The organism is Staphylococcus caeli (assembly GCF_900097965.1).
GTDB lineage: Bacteria > Bacillota > Bacilli > Staphylococcales > Staphylococcaceae > Staphylococcus > Staphylococcus caeli.
On record NZ_FMPG01000003.1, the window covers coordinates 63,444 to 77,367 of the forward strand.

Annotated in this window: 14 protein-coding genes; 3 read left to right on the top strand and 11 right to left on the bottom strand. The window is 34.3% G+C overall.

Going from position 1 to position 13,924, the window contains the following annotated elements; all coding sequences use genetic code 11:
• Nucleotides 1–116: 116 nt before the first annotated feature.
• From BJS11_RS05195 to BJS11_RS05210, 3 genes are all read right to left on the bottom strand, one after another.
• The gene (locus BJS11_RS05195) at nt 117–3,299 is read right to left on the bottom strand and encodes an efflux RND transporter permease subunit (RefSeq protein ID WP_069995237.1); all 3,183 of its coding nucleotides are present in this window, start codon (nt 3,297–3,299) and stop codon (nt 117–119) included.
• A gap of 196 nt (nt 3,300–3,495) precedes the next feature.
• Nucleotides 3,496–4,746, bottom strand: a complete 1,251-nt coding sequence (locus tag BJS11_RS05200; RefSeq protein ID WP_069995236.1) for a lipid II:glycine glycyltransferase FemX — start codon at nt 4,744–4,746, stop codon at nt 3,496–3,498.
• A gap of 368 nt (nt 4,747–5,114) precedes the next feature.
• On the bottom strand, nt 5,115–5,876 hold the full coding sequence (locus tag BJS11_RS05210; RefSeq protein WP_069995234.1) for a VOC family protein: 762 nt from the start codon (nt 5,874–5,876) through the stop codon (nt 5,115–5,117).
• 242 nt (nt 5,877–6,118) lie between these two features.
• Between BJS11_RS05210 and BJS11_RS05215 the strand changes: the two genes are divergently transcribed.
• A complete protein-coding gene (locus BJS11_RS05215; protein WP_069995233.1) occupies nt 6,119–6,553 on the top strand; it encodes a MarR family winged helix-turn-helix transcriptional regulator in 435 nt (144 codons plus the stop codon).
• Nucleotide 6,554: 1 nt separating this feature from the next.
• The gene (locus BJS11_RS05220; RefSeq protein ID WP_069995232.1) at nt 6,555–7,760 is read left to right on the top strand and encodes an MFS transporter; all 1,206 of its coding nucleotides are present in this window, start codon (nt 6,555–6,557) and stop codon (nt 7,758–7,760) included.
• Nucleotides 7,761–7,855: 95 nt separating this feature from the next.
• On the opposite strand, the gene BJS11_RS05225 is transcribed toward BJS11_RS05220, so the two are convergent.
• The 7 genes from BJS11_RS05225 to BJS11_RS05255 form a co-directional block, all read right to left on the bottom strand.
• On the bottom strand, nt 7,856–8,206 hold the full coding sequence (locus BJS11_RS05225) for a transcriptional regulator, SarA/Rot family (RefSeq protein ID WP_069995231.1): 351 nt from the start codon (nt 8,204–8,206) through the stop codon (nt 7,856–7,858).
• 363 nt (nt 8,207–8,569) lie between these two features.
• Nucleotides 8,570–9,592 carry a GTP 3',8-cyclase MoaA gene (gene moaA / locus BJS11_RS05230; protein ID WP_069995230.1) on the bottom strand — a complete coding sequence of 341 codons (1,023 nt, stop codon included), beginning with the start codon at nt 9,590–9,592 and terminating at the stop codon, nt 8,570–8,572.
• A 12-nt stretch (nt 9,593–9,604) separates the two neighbouring features.
• Complete coding sequence (gene mobA, locus BJS11_RS05235) at nt 9,605–10,213, bottom strand: molybdenum cofactor guanylyltransferase MobA (protein ID WP_069995229.1); 609 nt, start codon at nt 10,211–10,213, stop codon at nt 9,605–9,607.
• An 8-nt stretch (nt 10,214–10,221) separates the two neighbouring features.
• Nucleotides 10,222–10,455, bottom strand: coding sequence for a molybdopterin converting factor subunit 1 (gene moaD / locus BJS11_RS05240; RefSeq protein WP_069995228.1), 234 nt, complete (start codon nt 10,453–10,455; stop codon nt 10,222–10,224).
• Between the two features lie 2 nt (nt 10,456–10,457).
• The gene (locus tag BJS11_RS05245) at nt 10,458–10,907 is read right to left on the bottom strand and encodes a molybdenum cofactor biosynthesis protein MoaE (protein ID WP_069995227.1); all 450 of its coding nucleotides are present in this window, start codon (nt 10,905–10,907) and stop codon (nt 10,458–10,460) included.
• On the bottom strand, nt 10,908–11,399 hold the full coding sequence (gene mobB / locus BJS11_RS05250) for a molybdopterin-guanine dinucleotide biosynthesis protein B (RefSeq protein ID WP_069995226.1): 492 nt from the start codon (nt 11,397–11,399) through the stop codon (nt 10,908–10,910).
• Nucleotides 11,396–12,655 carry a molybdopterin molybdotransferase MoeA gene (locus BJS11_RS05255; protein WP_069995225.1) on the bottom strand — a complete coding sequence of 420 codons (1,260 nt, stop codon included), beginning with the start codon at nt 12,653–12,655 and terminating at the stop codon, nt 11,396–11,398. Before BJS11_RS05255 ends, mobB begins: the two co-directional genes overlap by 4 nt.
• A 63-nt stretch (nt 12,656–12,718) precedes the next feature.
• On the opposite strand from BJS11_RS05255, the gene moaC reads away from it, so the two are divergent.
• Nucleotides 12,719–13,198: a cyclic pyranopterin monophosphate synthase MoaC gene (gene moaC / locus BJS11_RS05260; RefSeq protein WP_069995224.1), complete on the top strand. Its 480-nt coding sequence runs from the start codon at nt 12,719–12,721 to the stop codon at nt 13,196–13,198.
• A 218-nt stretch (nt 13,199–13,416) separates the two neighbouring features.
• Here moaC and BJS11_RS05265 read toward each other — a convergent pair whose 3' ends face one another.
• Nucleotides 13,417–13,917, bottom strand: coding sequence for a MogA/MoaB family molybdenum cofactor biosynthesis protein (locus BJS11_RS05265; RefSeq protein WP_069995223.1), 501 nt, complete (start codon nt 13,915–13,917; stop codon nt 13,417–13,419).
• Between the last annotated feature and the right edge of the window lie 7 nt (nt 13,918–13,924).

A 13,924-nucleotide genomic window follows, 5' to 3' on the forward strand; every position in this document is an offset into this window, starting at 1 on the left:
AACGAGATTGGCGTGTGAATCATTCATACGTCAATCTTTTTTTATACAAAAATAAGGACAGGCATAAATCAGAATAATTATTCCAATTGATGTACCTATCCTTACTTCACATTACTTTATTTACGTTTTTTTCTACCTAAAATCTTCCCTTTTAATGTAAAGAGAATTTCATAGATAACTGGAACAACAATCAATGTTAACAACGTAGATGAAATCAATCCACCTACTACAGTCGCTGCCATGCCTTTAGAAATGATAATTGAACTATCTTCTCCGAATAACATCGGTGCCAATGCACCTATTGTTGCTAAGGCTGTCATTAAGATTGGTCTAATACGTGTACCACCCGCTTCGAGTAATGCTGCTTTCATATCTAGACCATCTTTTTGATTGTTTATCACTCTGTCCACTAGCACAATCGCATTAGTAACTACAATACCAATCAACATAAGCATACCAATCATACTTGGAACAGAAACTGTTTCGCCTGTAACAACAAGCGCTACCACTACGCCGATAATTGTATATGGTAATGAGAAGAGTATCGTAAATGGTGCTAACGCGCCTTTAAAAGTTAATACAAGTACGAGATAGACAATGATAATCGCTGCGAGCATCGCCATCGCTAACTGTGTAATAGCATTACCAATATCTTCATTTGCACCGCCAACATTTATCTTCACATTATTTGGCGTATCAATTTGATTCACTTTAGATAATACTTTTTGAGAAGTACCACCTACATCATCACTCGTAACTTTTGCAGAAACTGTTGCCGTTTCATCGCCAGCTTTTGTTTCAATTTTATTTGGTGTAGTTGTTTCTTCTAAAGTTGCAATATCGCTTAATTCTACAGATTGACCTGTTGGTGTTTGTAATTCCGTACTTTCTAATTTGCCTTTAGTCCAATGCTTTTCTTTATCTTCTTTGATTTTCACATCAATAGATTTGCCTTTTTCTTTAACGGTTGTGACACTTTGCTCAGGTGTGTTCTGGTTCAATGTCATTGCTAATTGTGATGCAGACAATCCATATTCTGCTGCTTTATTTTGATTTACTTTCACATTGTACTGATCATAAGTTTGCGTTAAATCTGACTTAACGTTAGCCACACCTTTAACGTGTTTCATTTCACTTTCGACTTTTTTAACGGTACCTTTTATTGCATCGAGTGATGGACCAGTAACTGATATTTCTAACGCATTATTACTACCGCCTGTGCCCATATCTTGATTTGCCCATTCACCATCATGCTTATATTTTTCAATATGTTGCAATACTTTATCCGGCTCTTCATCAAAGTTTGGCGTATTTGAGTCATATTCAACCATTATAGCCAAGCTATTTGAATTCCCAGTTGGATCATTTGGAGAAGGACCACCAACAGAGTACTGAACGGTATTCACTTTATCTTTACTATTTAAGTATTTTTGAACCTGTTCTGCATTTTTCAAAATACCTTCTTGTGTTTCACCAGGCTTCGGCGTATATGTTAACGCCATGTATTTATCCTCACCTGTTGATATAAAGCTTGTTCCTAATTTAGCAGCACCTAAACCGATACTTGCGATTAAAATGACAGTACTTAAAATAATGACAATCCATTTATGATTTAATGACCAATTTAAGACAGTTTTATATTTTCTGCCAATAAATCCTAAAGAATTTTCATTCTTATGTGGTTTAACACCTTTTTTAAATAAAGTCGCGCTCAATGCCGGAACAATTGTAATTGAAACTAGCAGTGATGCTAATAAACTAAATGCGATCGCAAGCGCAAATGGTCTAAACATCTCTCCAACTGAACCACTCACAAATGCTAAAGGTAAGAACACTATAATTGTTACGATAGTAGATGACATGATTGGTTTAAATACTTCACTAGTTGCACTTACAATCAAGTTATCTCCTTTAAGTGTTTCTGTACGATTCGATAGTCTTCGGTAAATATTTTCTACGACCACGATGGAATCATCTATGACACGACCAATTGCAACGGTTAATGCACCTAACGTAAGTATATTTAATGATACGTTCGCTAATTTTAATGCAATCATTGCAATGAGAATTGACATCGGTATCGATATGACCGCAATTGTTGTTGTTCTTATATTTCTTAAGAATAAAAGAATAACAACTATCGCAACGATAGTACCTAATGCTGCTTTTTCAATCATCGTATACAATGCATCTTCAATTGGTTTAGCCGTATCCATAACCTTAGTTGCAACCATGTTTGGATTTTCTTTAGTGAATTTATCTATTTCTTTTTTAGTATCTTTCGCAACTTGTACAGTGTTTGCGTCTTGTGCTTTTGTTACCTGTACATTCACTGCATCTTTACCATTTGTTTTAGAAATAGATTTACGTTCATCACCGGCAGATACATCTGCAATATCTTTTAGTTTCACTGAAGGCATATCACTTTGCGAACCTTGTCCAGCAGTTGCACTTGCAGCTGCTGGTGAGGATTGACCTGATGACGCCATTTGATCACTGGCACCTGAATCTTGACCTGATGCTCCACTTTCTTGAGATTGTCCAGCTGCAGCTGCTGCCAATGGAATATCTAAATTTTTTAGTGCGTTGACAGATGTGAATTCACCGTCTATAACAACGGATTTTTCAGTATTATCAAATTGGAATAGCCCAAGTGGTGTTTTGCCTGTAGCGCCTTTTAAATATTGTTGAACACTATCTTTTGTTAAACCACTCTTTTCTAATTTATCTTGATCAAATTTAATAGCAACTTCACGCGCTGTTTGTCCATTGAGTTGCGCATTTTGTACACCATCTATTGTTTGTAATTTAGGAAGTAATTGCTTATTAATTTTACTCGTTGTATCTTTTAAATTATTGTCCTTTGTAGTAAATGAATAAGCGACAATTGGAAACGCGTCCATTGAATTTCTTGTTAATTCAGGTTCTTCAACATTGTCGTCAAATTTTATTTTGTCGATTTCTTTCTTTAAATCATTCTCAGCTTTATCTAAATCTGTTCCTTCTTCATATTCGACAGTAACCATAGACGCATTTTGGATAGATTGTGCACTTACGCTTTTCACGTTTGCCATCGATCGTACTTGATCATCAATCTTGTCGCTGATATCCTCTTTGACAGTTTCTGGTGTAGCACCAGGCATCGACGTTTGCACTGTGATAACAGGTGGTTCTACATCTGGTAATAATTCCAGTTTCATTTTGGCACTCGCGTACACCCCACCGAGTATAACCAGTAATACCATTAAAAATATTGCGAATTTATTGCCTAACGAAAACTGTAACAACTTTTTTATCATGCCCTTATCTCCTCTCACTTTTCCCTCTATCATTATTAATCTACCATAGAAAACGAACTATTTATATGTATTTATGAATCATTTGTACTCCATTCATTTGAAACACAAAACAATCCATATGAAAATGAAAATGCACTATAAAGTTTACCCGCTTCATGTCTAAACTCTATAGTGCATCACATCATTATCATTTAACTTATTTATTTTTCAACTTGCGTGATATTTTAATTTTCGCCTTCGTTATTTTAGGTTTAACGTTTTCAATCAGTTGATATAGTGGTTTGTTTAAAACATAATCAAACTCCCCAATTTTTTCACTTAAATATGTTCCCCAAACTTTTTTAAATGTCCATAACCCATAGTGGTCTGAATCTTTATCAGGGTTATTATCAGTACCCCCAAAATCATATGATTCTGCACCATGTTCACGTGCATATTGCATCATCGCAAACTGCATGTGATGGTTTGGTAAGAAATTGCGATATTCATTTGATGATGCACCATATAAGTAATAAGATTTTTCACCTGCAAACATTAACAATGCTCCAGATAAATAAATGCCGTCTGGATGTGTCGACTCTAAAGTTGTCATCTCATCAATAAGCTCTTGTGTTTTTGCAATTTTATTATCAGCATCATTAATTTTATTGAGTGTTTTCTTATCTTGTTTTTTCTCTAACAGTTTAGCTTTTTCAGTCTCTAAATCAGCTAGTTCTGCTCTTAAGTCTTTAAGTACAGGTTTTGGACTAAGTTTTACAAGGAATAACTCAGCATCACCATCATCATGTAATGCATCATAGATGTTTTGGAAATAACTAATATCTCTAGTTAAAAATCCATCACGCTCTCCTGTAATTTGCATTAACTCAGCGAATGTCTTCAACCCTTCTCTATTAGAACGCTCAACAGTTGTACCACGTTTAAGGGCAAGTCTTACTTTAGAGCGGTTACGACGTTCAAAACTTTGAATAAGTTCTTCATCTGTTTTATTTATAGGAGTAATCATTGTCATCCTAGGTTGGATATAATCTTTAGACAATCCTTCTTTAAATCCTTTATGTTTAAATCCTAACGCTCTTAAGTTCGTCAGTGCATCTGCACCTTGATCCACTTCAACATCTGGATCTATCTTAATAGCATAGGCTTTTTCTTCTTTAGCAATTTGTAACGCAGCTTCTAATAAAGTTTCTAGCGCAAGTTTATTACTATAATCCGTTACAAATCCTCTTGATATATAGCATAATGTGTATGGAAGCTTCGGCACTTTTTTAAATAAAAGTTGTGCTACCCCTGCTATTTCTCCATCTTCTCCAACTGCGATACGTCTTGAATACCAGCCAGTTAGTGTTTTAGTTTCTGCCCATTTTGTTAATTGTAATAAATCACCATTTGGATGTGACTTAACAAACGCATCGTGTGCTTGATTTGTGATATTCATCTTTTCCATAAAACTGATGTCTCCTTTATCAATTCAATACTTTGATATTATACATAGCTACGCTCAATCTTTCACATATAAGTAACACGTTTGATATACTAATTATAGATTAAGAAATGAGGTATAGACATGCGTATTATTATTATTGGGTTATTGGCAGTCGTTAATATTGTATTCATAATACAAGCATTGAACGAGCCGTTGACCATATCCTACTTAAGTTTAAGAATTATATTAGCCGCATTTACATTTATAATAACTGTTTATTTGCTATTATTGCGGACACAAAAAATTTCTACCTATTTGACTATTTTAACACTTATTATTGCTTTGATACACATATTCATTATCGCGCACAGTGCTTATAGTTATATTTATTAGTCCGCTTCAAATCGGTAACTCAAGCCACGGATAATCAACGTATAAGGTGACGTAGTCTTACTATCTTGAAGTGTGACTGTTTTATACCCTGAATAGTTGCCATCGCTAATCTTAAATAAAATATCATCATTTTTCAGTTTCAAAGTGGTAGTTTTATCAGATTCACTTACTAATTCCATATCAAACCATCTTTGCCACTTGCGAACTGTATGCGCACGTTCCGTACTATTGATATCAATAGATTTAATCCTGAATTCATTTTGACGGATAGGCGCTATTTTTTTCTCTCTAACATCCTCATGTTCATTCCATTGAATAAAGAAAGGTGGTTTTACTCTGTAATCAGGATCAGCAATATAAAGTAATTTCCAAGATGTCTTATCACCTTTAACATTTTCTCTATGCATATGGACGGGACCAATCACATCTACACCCTTTGCTTCTAATTCAATTTTCAGCTGTTCAATATCAGTTGTGCCAAACGCCATCGTCTTCATACCTTGACTGTATTGATCCTGCACGATTTTTGAAGGGAATGATACTCGGCCTTCATCTGTTTTCACTATTTTTTGCAATACATCTGGTTTATAGACATCCAATAATTCAATATAAGCATTGTTGATATATGCTAATTTATTGAATGTTCCAAGTCTTTCATGTTGACCACCCTGATTCAATGTAAATAAATGCCCTGGATATTTAAAATTATCCAGCTGTTGCACATAATGAATCAAATGGTCTAGCTTCAAATTTTGCATTGCCGGTCTCCCCTCACTTTACCTTTTCTCTCATAATAACAAATCACACACAACTTTACTTCTCATAACTGTTCCACATGGATGATTATCTTAAATACGAAGCACATACACCTATTAACCCAAATACAGATTCTGTTTGGAAATTCTTTTTGAAAATCACTATTGCTTTCTATATGTAAAAGGTTTACAATATTATTCGTTACCAAATAAGTTAGCAAGGCTAACTATAAATGGAGGCTGTCATGGACGCACAAAGTATATTTAATCATCTTACAGCTATTTATCGCCCTTATACGAAATTATTTCAACCTGTCTTTGAAGAATTTGATATTTTTCCTGCGCAATGGTTGGTATTAAAAGATATCTCACAAAATGCGCCTACAACACTTGTTCAAATTTCAAAACGTCGTGCTATCGAAAAACCTACTACACGTAAAATTTTAAAAGCACTTTCTGAGAAATCATTACTCAAAATTGAGCAAGGCAAGGATAAACGTGAAAAGTTGTTATCATTTTCTGAAGAAGGTCAAAAACACTTTGATGCGATTAATCAACGTGTGAGCGAAGTTCAGACACAAATCATTAAAAATACTGATTTAACTGAAGATGAACTCAATCAGACGATTGAAATTGTGCAAAAAATCCATGCTCAAATCACTAAAATGGAGGAATTGTAATATGCACGCATCTACACCAATAAAATCACCTATATGGACTAAAAGTTTTAATATTAATTTTATAACAAATTTTTTAATATACCTTTGTATGTATTTACTCATTGTAATTATTGCGAGTTATACCAAATCAGAATATAACGCTTCTGATAGTGTTGCTGGTTTAGTCACTGGTCTTTTTATAATTGGTTCCTTAATCGGACGTTTTACTACTGGAAAGTACGTTAATAAAATTGGTCCGAAACGCATATTGTTAATTGGCTTAAGTTTTTTATTGATTACGCAATTATTATATTTTATTGAAGGATCATTAGCCTTTTTAATGTTTACTCGACTTATCAATGGTATTGCCACTGGTATTACTACTACAGCAACTGGTACGATTGCTGCCTACGTCACACCGAATGATAGAAAAAGCGAAGGTATTAGTTTATTCTCACTTAGTTTAGTAATTGGTGCCGCAATTGGCCCCTTCTTTGGGTTATTACTCATCAACCTGTTCCCAATCACACTATTATTCACGTTATGTTTAGTTTGCGGCATCATCAGTTTCATCATCTCATTTTTCGTTAACCTACAATTCGAATTGGAATCTAATGAACAACAAGATGTTGCTAAAACTAAATCAAAACGTTTCAATATTAATAACTATATTGCTAAAGAAGCTGTACCAGTAGCAGTCATCATGTTAATTTCTGGTTTAACGTATTCATCTATACTGACATTTCTACAATTTTTCGCTAAAGAAATTAATCTCGTAACGATTTCAAGTTATTTCTTTATCTTTTATGCTATCGCATCATTACTTACACGTCCCGTAGCAGGACGACTTATGGATTTGAAAAATGAAAATATTGTAGTTTATCCAGCATTTATCTGCTTAATTCTTACGTTTCTTACACTTAGCATTACTAATAATGCGCTACTCTTAATAGTAGCAGGATTACTGCTTGGTGCAGGTTATGGAAATCTTTCATCTAGTATGCAAGCAATTGCTATCAAAGTGTCTCCACCTGCTAAATATGGTATTGCTACTTCAACTTATTTCATTGGCCTTGATCTTGGCCTTGGATTTGGTCCATATGTATTAGGATTCTTTACTTCAGCGGTAAGTTACGCTCAATTATATGCAATTATGGCCGTCGTTGCGTTAGTTACTGGCATTATCTATTATTTCGTTCATGGTAGAAAAGTAAAACCATCCGTATAATTATTTACAGATAAAATTAAATATTATAACAAGAGCGATCCCCATAATATCAATTTATGGGGATCGCTCTTTTGGTTAACTACTTATTTTATTGACTATTGCGTAATTTGAATTTTTTCAATTTCTTTAATAATATCGTCAATCAGTTTCACTTGTACTTCATTATAATAGTAAAAGACTTGTCTTTCGTCTGTTTCTGAACGAACTTTAGATATTAATTCTTTTTTATAAATCTTTCTAATAATGACATCAATTTTACTTGTATCCCATAACATTTCAAAGTGAAGGGTATCTCGTAACTCTTTGCCACTAATTTTCTTAGCTTCATATACTTTATACAACACAACAAATTCTTCTATTGATAAATGATGCACTGATTTCAACCAATGTTTTAACTGGCTCAATGCTCTCTCAGAAGTTATAAAATATGATACTTTACTTTCCATAATAACGGCCTCCTTATTGACTACTCTAGTTGATTTTCATGGCTTTATTTAATGAATAAGCTTCGAAAATATTATATAACACTTTCTTCATTTAATCTATTATTTTTATTGAAACAGATAAATAATATCTTCTATTGATTAATTTTAATATAATCTCAAATGAACATCTCAAAAAAATTGTATTACTAAGCATCTTTAAGTTTAAATTAACAACTTTTATTTAAATTATTATTTTGCAAAATAAAAAGCGCTCAACAATGATAGTACGTGTGCATAGCATATTTAAAACCAAAAAAAATAAGGCTAAGACAAATAATGTCTCAACCTCTTCTCCATTAGTATCGCTATTAACTAACATGTAGTTTAACCGCCAATGTAATTCATGTTAATCTTTTTGCGTTTTCTATTCGCAACCGTTTGTTCCGTACGTTCATCAGAATAACGGTCATCTCGTATTTGCCACAACGCTTTAAATTGTTCAAATAACTCTTCGTCTGTAGCACCATTTCTCATAAATGCTTTTACATCAAAGCCATCAATGGTACTGAATAAGCAGCCATAAAATTTACCATCTGATGATAAGCGCGCACGCGTACACGTCGAACAAAATGATTGTGACACACTTGTAATAAGTCCAAAACGTGCTTGATTATCACTATGTTCATAATACTTTGCGACTTCACCATAATACTTAGGTGCAACTGGTTCAATATCGAAATGTCCCTCAATCACTGCTAACATCTCATCTTTGGAAACCACTTTGCTAAAATCCCAACCATTATCGTTACCAACATCCATAAATTCTATGAATCTAATTTCTATATCTTTATCTTTAAAATATTGGACCATAGGAATAATTTGATCATCATTGACCCCTTTTTGAACAACAACATTTACTTTAACATGAAAACCTATACTTACAGCATAATCTATTTGTTGCAAAATTGTAGATGCTTTTATATTTCTGTTATTAATTGCTTGAAAAACTGCATCATCTATCGCATCCAAACTAACATTAATTCGTCTTAGCCCAGCATCATAAAGTTTCTGTCCATGTTTTTTTAATAGCAAGCCATTCGTAGTAAGACCAATATCTTCAATACCTTCTACTTGAGTCAAAGCATAAATCAATTGGTCTAAATCACGTCTTAATAATGGTTCGCCACCTGTTATTCTTATTTTTTTTACACCTAATTGTGTGTAAACCTTCGAAATACGAACCATTTCATCAAATGTCAGTAATTCGTTTTTAGGTAAGAAAACAAAGTCATCACCAAATATTTCTTTCGGCATGCAATAATCACAACGAAAATTGCAACGATCTGTAACTGACAATCTTAAATCACGAATCGGACGGCCGAGTTTATCAGTTATTTGTTCTACCATTTAATGGCCTCCTTATCTATTTAATATATCTTGTTGTAAAGAGTCCAAATCTTGTTGATAATTTATATTTTTATACCAGTAATCTGGAGAGTCAATCGCAGCTACATCTAGCCAATCACTTTGAACCTGGCGATAAACCCTTCTTAAACTATAATCTCCAGAAGCCAATGCATCTTGGATATACGTTAACGTATGCGGGCTATAAAATGCAATTGTAGGTATAGCTCTTCCATCTTCTTTGAATCCTGCAATATCTAATTGGTCTTCAATCAGATGTTCTACCATAAATTGATATAATTTACTAATTGCTTTTTGTGTAATCATAGGCGTATCAACTGAAATAACAAAGAACAACTCTTCGCTTTCATAGCGTTGTATTACCGAACCAATCCCAGCCAAAGGTCCTTTATCCTTGTTTTTTGAATCATCGACAACGACATCATCATGCTCGAATTGCGAAGCCAATGTTTCATTTGTACTAATAATAATTTGATTAAACATATTTGTAGCTTCTAATACATCAATAATACGTTTATAAAATGGTTGCGCATTTATTGTTGCAAAAGCCTTTGGTTCGCCAAATCGTTCTGACTGACCTCCGGCAAGTATAATTGCTTTCATGTCTTTATTTACCCTCCGCTAACTGGTGGAATCAATGCCACGATGTCATTTGGTTGAATGATAGCATCACTTTGAACAAACTCTTCATTTACTGCAATTTGGAATTGTTTTTCCGCAATTTGAGGATAACGTTCAACTAAAGTTTGCTTAAATGCATCTACAGTTATTTCTGAATTTATATTAATTTCTTCTGATTGCACATTTAAAATTTCTTTTAACTCTGCAAAATATAACACTTTCATGGCTATGATTCCTCCTCAATCGCGTCTTTATGACTACCGTGTTGATGTCCTTGCCATTTCGCACCATCTTCCCATATCTCTTTTTTCCAGATAGGTACAATTTCTTTAATCCGCTCTATTGCATATTCATTTGCTTGATATGCATCTTTACGATGTGGCGATGACACACTGATGAGTACTGCAATATCTGAAATATTAAGTGGTCCGATTCTATGAACTATTGCCACATGTGTACCTGGCCAACGTTGTGTAATTTCATCACCAATTTGTGCTAGCTTTTTTTCTGCCATAGGAACATAAGCTTCGTATTCCAAGTATTCCGTTTTAATACCTTTTGTCCATTCCCTAACATGACCCGTAAACACTACAACTGCGCCTTGATGTGAGTCAAGGACATACTCTCGATATTGCTCTGTTTGTATAGGGGCATGTGTCACTTCAAACTGTTTCATTTAATGCATTCCTTTTATATTAAAATAATGTTCTAACCATTGATCGTATGCGGTTAAAGCACTCATTCCATTCATATTAATACAATATTTAATGTTAGACAGGTTTCGCAAAAGTTGTAATTCCTGCTCATCTTTATATACCACGACTTTATCATATGAGGCTGATTTAAATCCTTCTATCAAAATAATGTTAGTGTTTATTGTAACAGATTCACTGATGATTTTATCAAGACTTTGATTTTCTTTTCGCGTTACAGTTTGTTGAAATGACTCACCTTGAACAATACTTTGATCTGCTCCCGCATTAAAATGCTTCATATGGTCAACATCATCAGCTTGTAACGTGATGTCCATTTCTGCTTCTTCATTTTGATGTGACCCATGATGTTTAATAGTTGCAACTGTCAGTTGATGAGATTTCAATATTTTTATCGTATGTGCCATCAAAGTTGTTTTTCCAGAATTTTTAAAACCTACAATTTGTAGTATCATATGATGCAATCCATTTCGAATGCTTGGGATTCCGTTAATATGACATTGACTGTATGTCCTTTTTCGAATCCTCTTGTACCACCTGGCAGCATTATCATGGCGTTACTGTGCGCAATAGCGACAACAGCGCCGGATTTATTAAAACCTGAAGGAACAACGGTCATACCTTTACTGTTAAATGTTACTTTAGCTCTGATAAACCTTGTGAATGGATTTGCTTTTTTGAAATCTTCCATCAACGTTGCCTGTACAATTTGTGGATATATCGCATTTGCTCCCATCATGTGTAGAACAGCTGGTTTAACATATAATTCGAAACCGGTATAGCAAGCCGATGGATTACCTGATAAACCAAATAAATATTTGCCATCTGCAACAGCTACTGTAGTAACACTTCCAGGACGCATGGCAATTTTATTGAATAATACTTCTGCATTTAGCGCCTCATAAATTTGTGGTAAATAGTCAAAATCTCCAACCGACACGCCACCTGTTGTAATGACAATATCATGTCGGCTCATAGCTTCTTTTACAACTTGGATACTGCTCTCTAAGTCATCTTTTTGTATTTGATATGCTACAGCAGTTAAGTCTAATTTTTTGGAAAGTGCAGTTATCATGGGACCATTAGAATTTCTAATCTTACCAGGTTCTAATTCATCCGACACATCTAAGAGTTCGCTACCAGTTGCAATAACACCTATCGTAGGTTTTTGTGTGACCTTAACTTTTGCATAGCCATAAGTCGCTAATACCGCAATGGTACCAGCATTAATAAATTGGCCTTTACGTAACACGACATCTCCCACTTCAGTTTCTTCACCTTTTAAAGATACATTTTCATTAGGTTCAAATGACTTTCTAATTGTGAAACTTTGCTGTTGTTCCGTCGTTTGTTCTAACATTACAACTGCATCTGTCCCTTCTGGCATGGCCGCTCCAGTCATAATACGTACTGCTTCAAAAGGACCTACAATCTTATCAGATACAGACCCTGCACCGATATGATCAATAACATTAAAGGCAATACGATTTTGTCCATTTGCCCCTTTAGTATCTTTACTACGTATAGCGAAACCATCGTAAGGTGATTTATTAAACCTAGGAATTTCATATGTTGCTACAACGTCTTCTGCTAAAATGTGATTAATACTTTCATCCAACGAAACTTCAATAGTATTTGTGAAAATTTGTTGTTTAATCACACGTTCAATTGCTTCACTTACTGGTATTGGGTTTCTTTTCTCTACTGGCATATAAATCTGCTCCTTACATGATTGGATTTCGTGATATACTAGAAAACGATTAGGAGGGATATTTTGACTGATTTTACACATATTAATGCACAAGGCAATGCACAGATGGTAGATGTATCTGAAAAAAATATTACCAAACGTACTGCTATCGCGCACTCAAGTATTACTGTAAATCCAGATATATATCAACAAATTGTTGATCATACAAATAAAAAAGGTAATGTGCTCAATACTGCCCAAATCGCAGGTATTATGGCAGCTAAAAATACTTCAGATATTATCCCAATGTGTCATCCATTACCGCTTACAGGTATTGACGTAGCATTCACTTGGCAAGAAAATGAACAATCGTTCACCTTAAATATTGAAGCTAGCGTTACTACTACAGGTAAGACTGGTGTTGAAATGGAAGCACTAACTGCCGCAACTACTGTTGCCTTGACTGTATACGATATGACTAAGGCACTAGATAAAGGAATGGTAATAGGTGAAACCTATTTGGTTTCTAAATCAGGTGGTAAGTCAGGTGATTACCAACGCTAAAATAGAGTTAGTAGCTTCTTCGAATTGCAATACAAGAGCCTGGGACATAAATAGATGTCTCAGGTTATTTTTCCAATTGGGCAGTAGATGACTGAATTGAAAATGCGCTTATATCAAGCTTTTTTCAATCCTAGTCATCCTTGCCGGGGTGGGACAACGAAACTTTTTTAGAAAAGTAAGTTTCTGTCCCACTCCCTTTTTAATTTAATAATGCTCAGCTATTTGGTAATTTCATTCACTAGATGATTTAATTCAGGTTTAATTAACTTGTTCACTGCCAATTTAACAGCACCCGTTGAACCCGGCACACTAAAAATCAATTGCTCACCGATAGTACCTGCAATTGCCCTCGATAATAGCGCCCGTGAACCAACATCTTCTGAATAACTCAAATATCTAAATAACTCACCAAACCCTTCAATCTCTTTCGTAATTAATGATGAAACAGCTTCGATAGTCACATCTCTTTGCGCGATGCCTGTACCACCCGTAGTGATAATTACATCAATTTCGTCATCTAGCCATTGTAGTAATTGTTTGCGAATCAATGCTTGGTCATCTTTTACAATGCAATAATGCTCAGAACTAATTGAAACATTCAAATCAGATAGTAATTCTATAACTAACTTACCACCTTTATCTGTTTCATAATTTCTTGTATCCGATACTGTCAACACTGCACATTGAATCTCTCTTTCTAACTTAACATTTGTATGCATCTTATCC

Bases quoted from the DNA above. Each gene is read 5' to 3' on its own strand.
- moaD (WP_069995228.1), bottom strand. From the start codon at position 10,455: ATGAAAGTGTTATATTTTGCAGAGTTAAAAGAAATTTTAAATGTGCAA.
- mobA (WP_069995229.1), bottom strand. From the start codon at position 10,213: ATGAAAGCAATTATACTTGCCGGAGGTCAGTCAGAACGATTTGGCGAA.
- BJS11_RS05215 (WP_069995233.1), top strand. From the start codon at position 6,119: ATGGACGCACAAAGTATATTTAATCATCTTACAGCTATTTATCGCCCT.
- BJS11_RS05195 (WP_069995237.1), bottom strand. From the start codon at position 3,299: ATGATAAAAAAGTTGTTACAGTTTTCGTTAGGCAATAAATTCGCAATA.
- BJS11_RS05255 (WP_069995225.1), bottom strand. From the start codon at position 12,655: ATGCCAGTAGAGAAAAGAAACCCAATACCAGTAAGTGAAGCAATTGAA.
- mobB (WP_069995226.1), bottom strand. From the start codon at position 11,399: ATGATACTACAAATTGTAGGTTTTAAAAATTCTGGAAAAACAACTTTG.
- BJS11_RS05200 (WP_069995236.1), bottom strand. From the start codon at position 4,746: ATGGAAAAGATGAATATCACAAATCAAGCACACGATGCGTTTGTTAAG.
- BJS11_RS05210 (WP_069995234.1), bottom strand. From the start codon at position 5,876: ATGCAAAATTTGAAGCTAGACCATTTGATTCATTATGTGCAACAGCTG.
- moaA (WP_069995230.1), bottom strand. From the start codon at position 9,592: ATGGTAGAACAAATAACTGATAAACTCGGCCGTCCGATTCGTGATTTA.
- BJS11_RS05245 (WP_069995227.1), bottom strand. From the start codon at position 10,907: ATGAAACAGTTTGAAGTGACACATGCCCCTATACAAACAGAGCAATAT.
- BJS11_RS05220 (WP_069995232.1), top strand. From the start codon at position 6,555: ATGCACGCATCTACACCAATAAAATCACCTATATGGACTAAAAGTTTT.
- BJS11_RS05225 (WP_069995231.1), bottom strand. From the start codon at position 8,206: ATGGAAAGTAAAGTATCATATTTTATAACTTCTGAGAGAGCATTGAGC.
- BJS11_RS05265 (WP_069995223.1), bottom strand. From the start codon at position 13,917: ATGCATACAAATGTTAAGTTAGAAAGAGAGATTCAATGTGCAGTGTTG.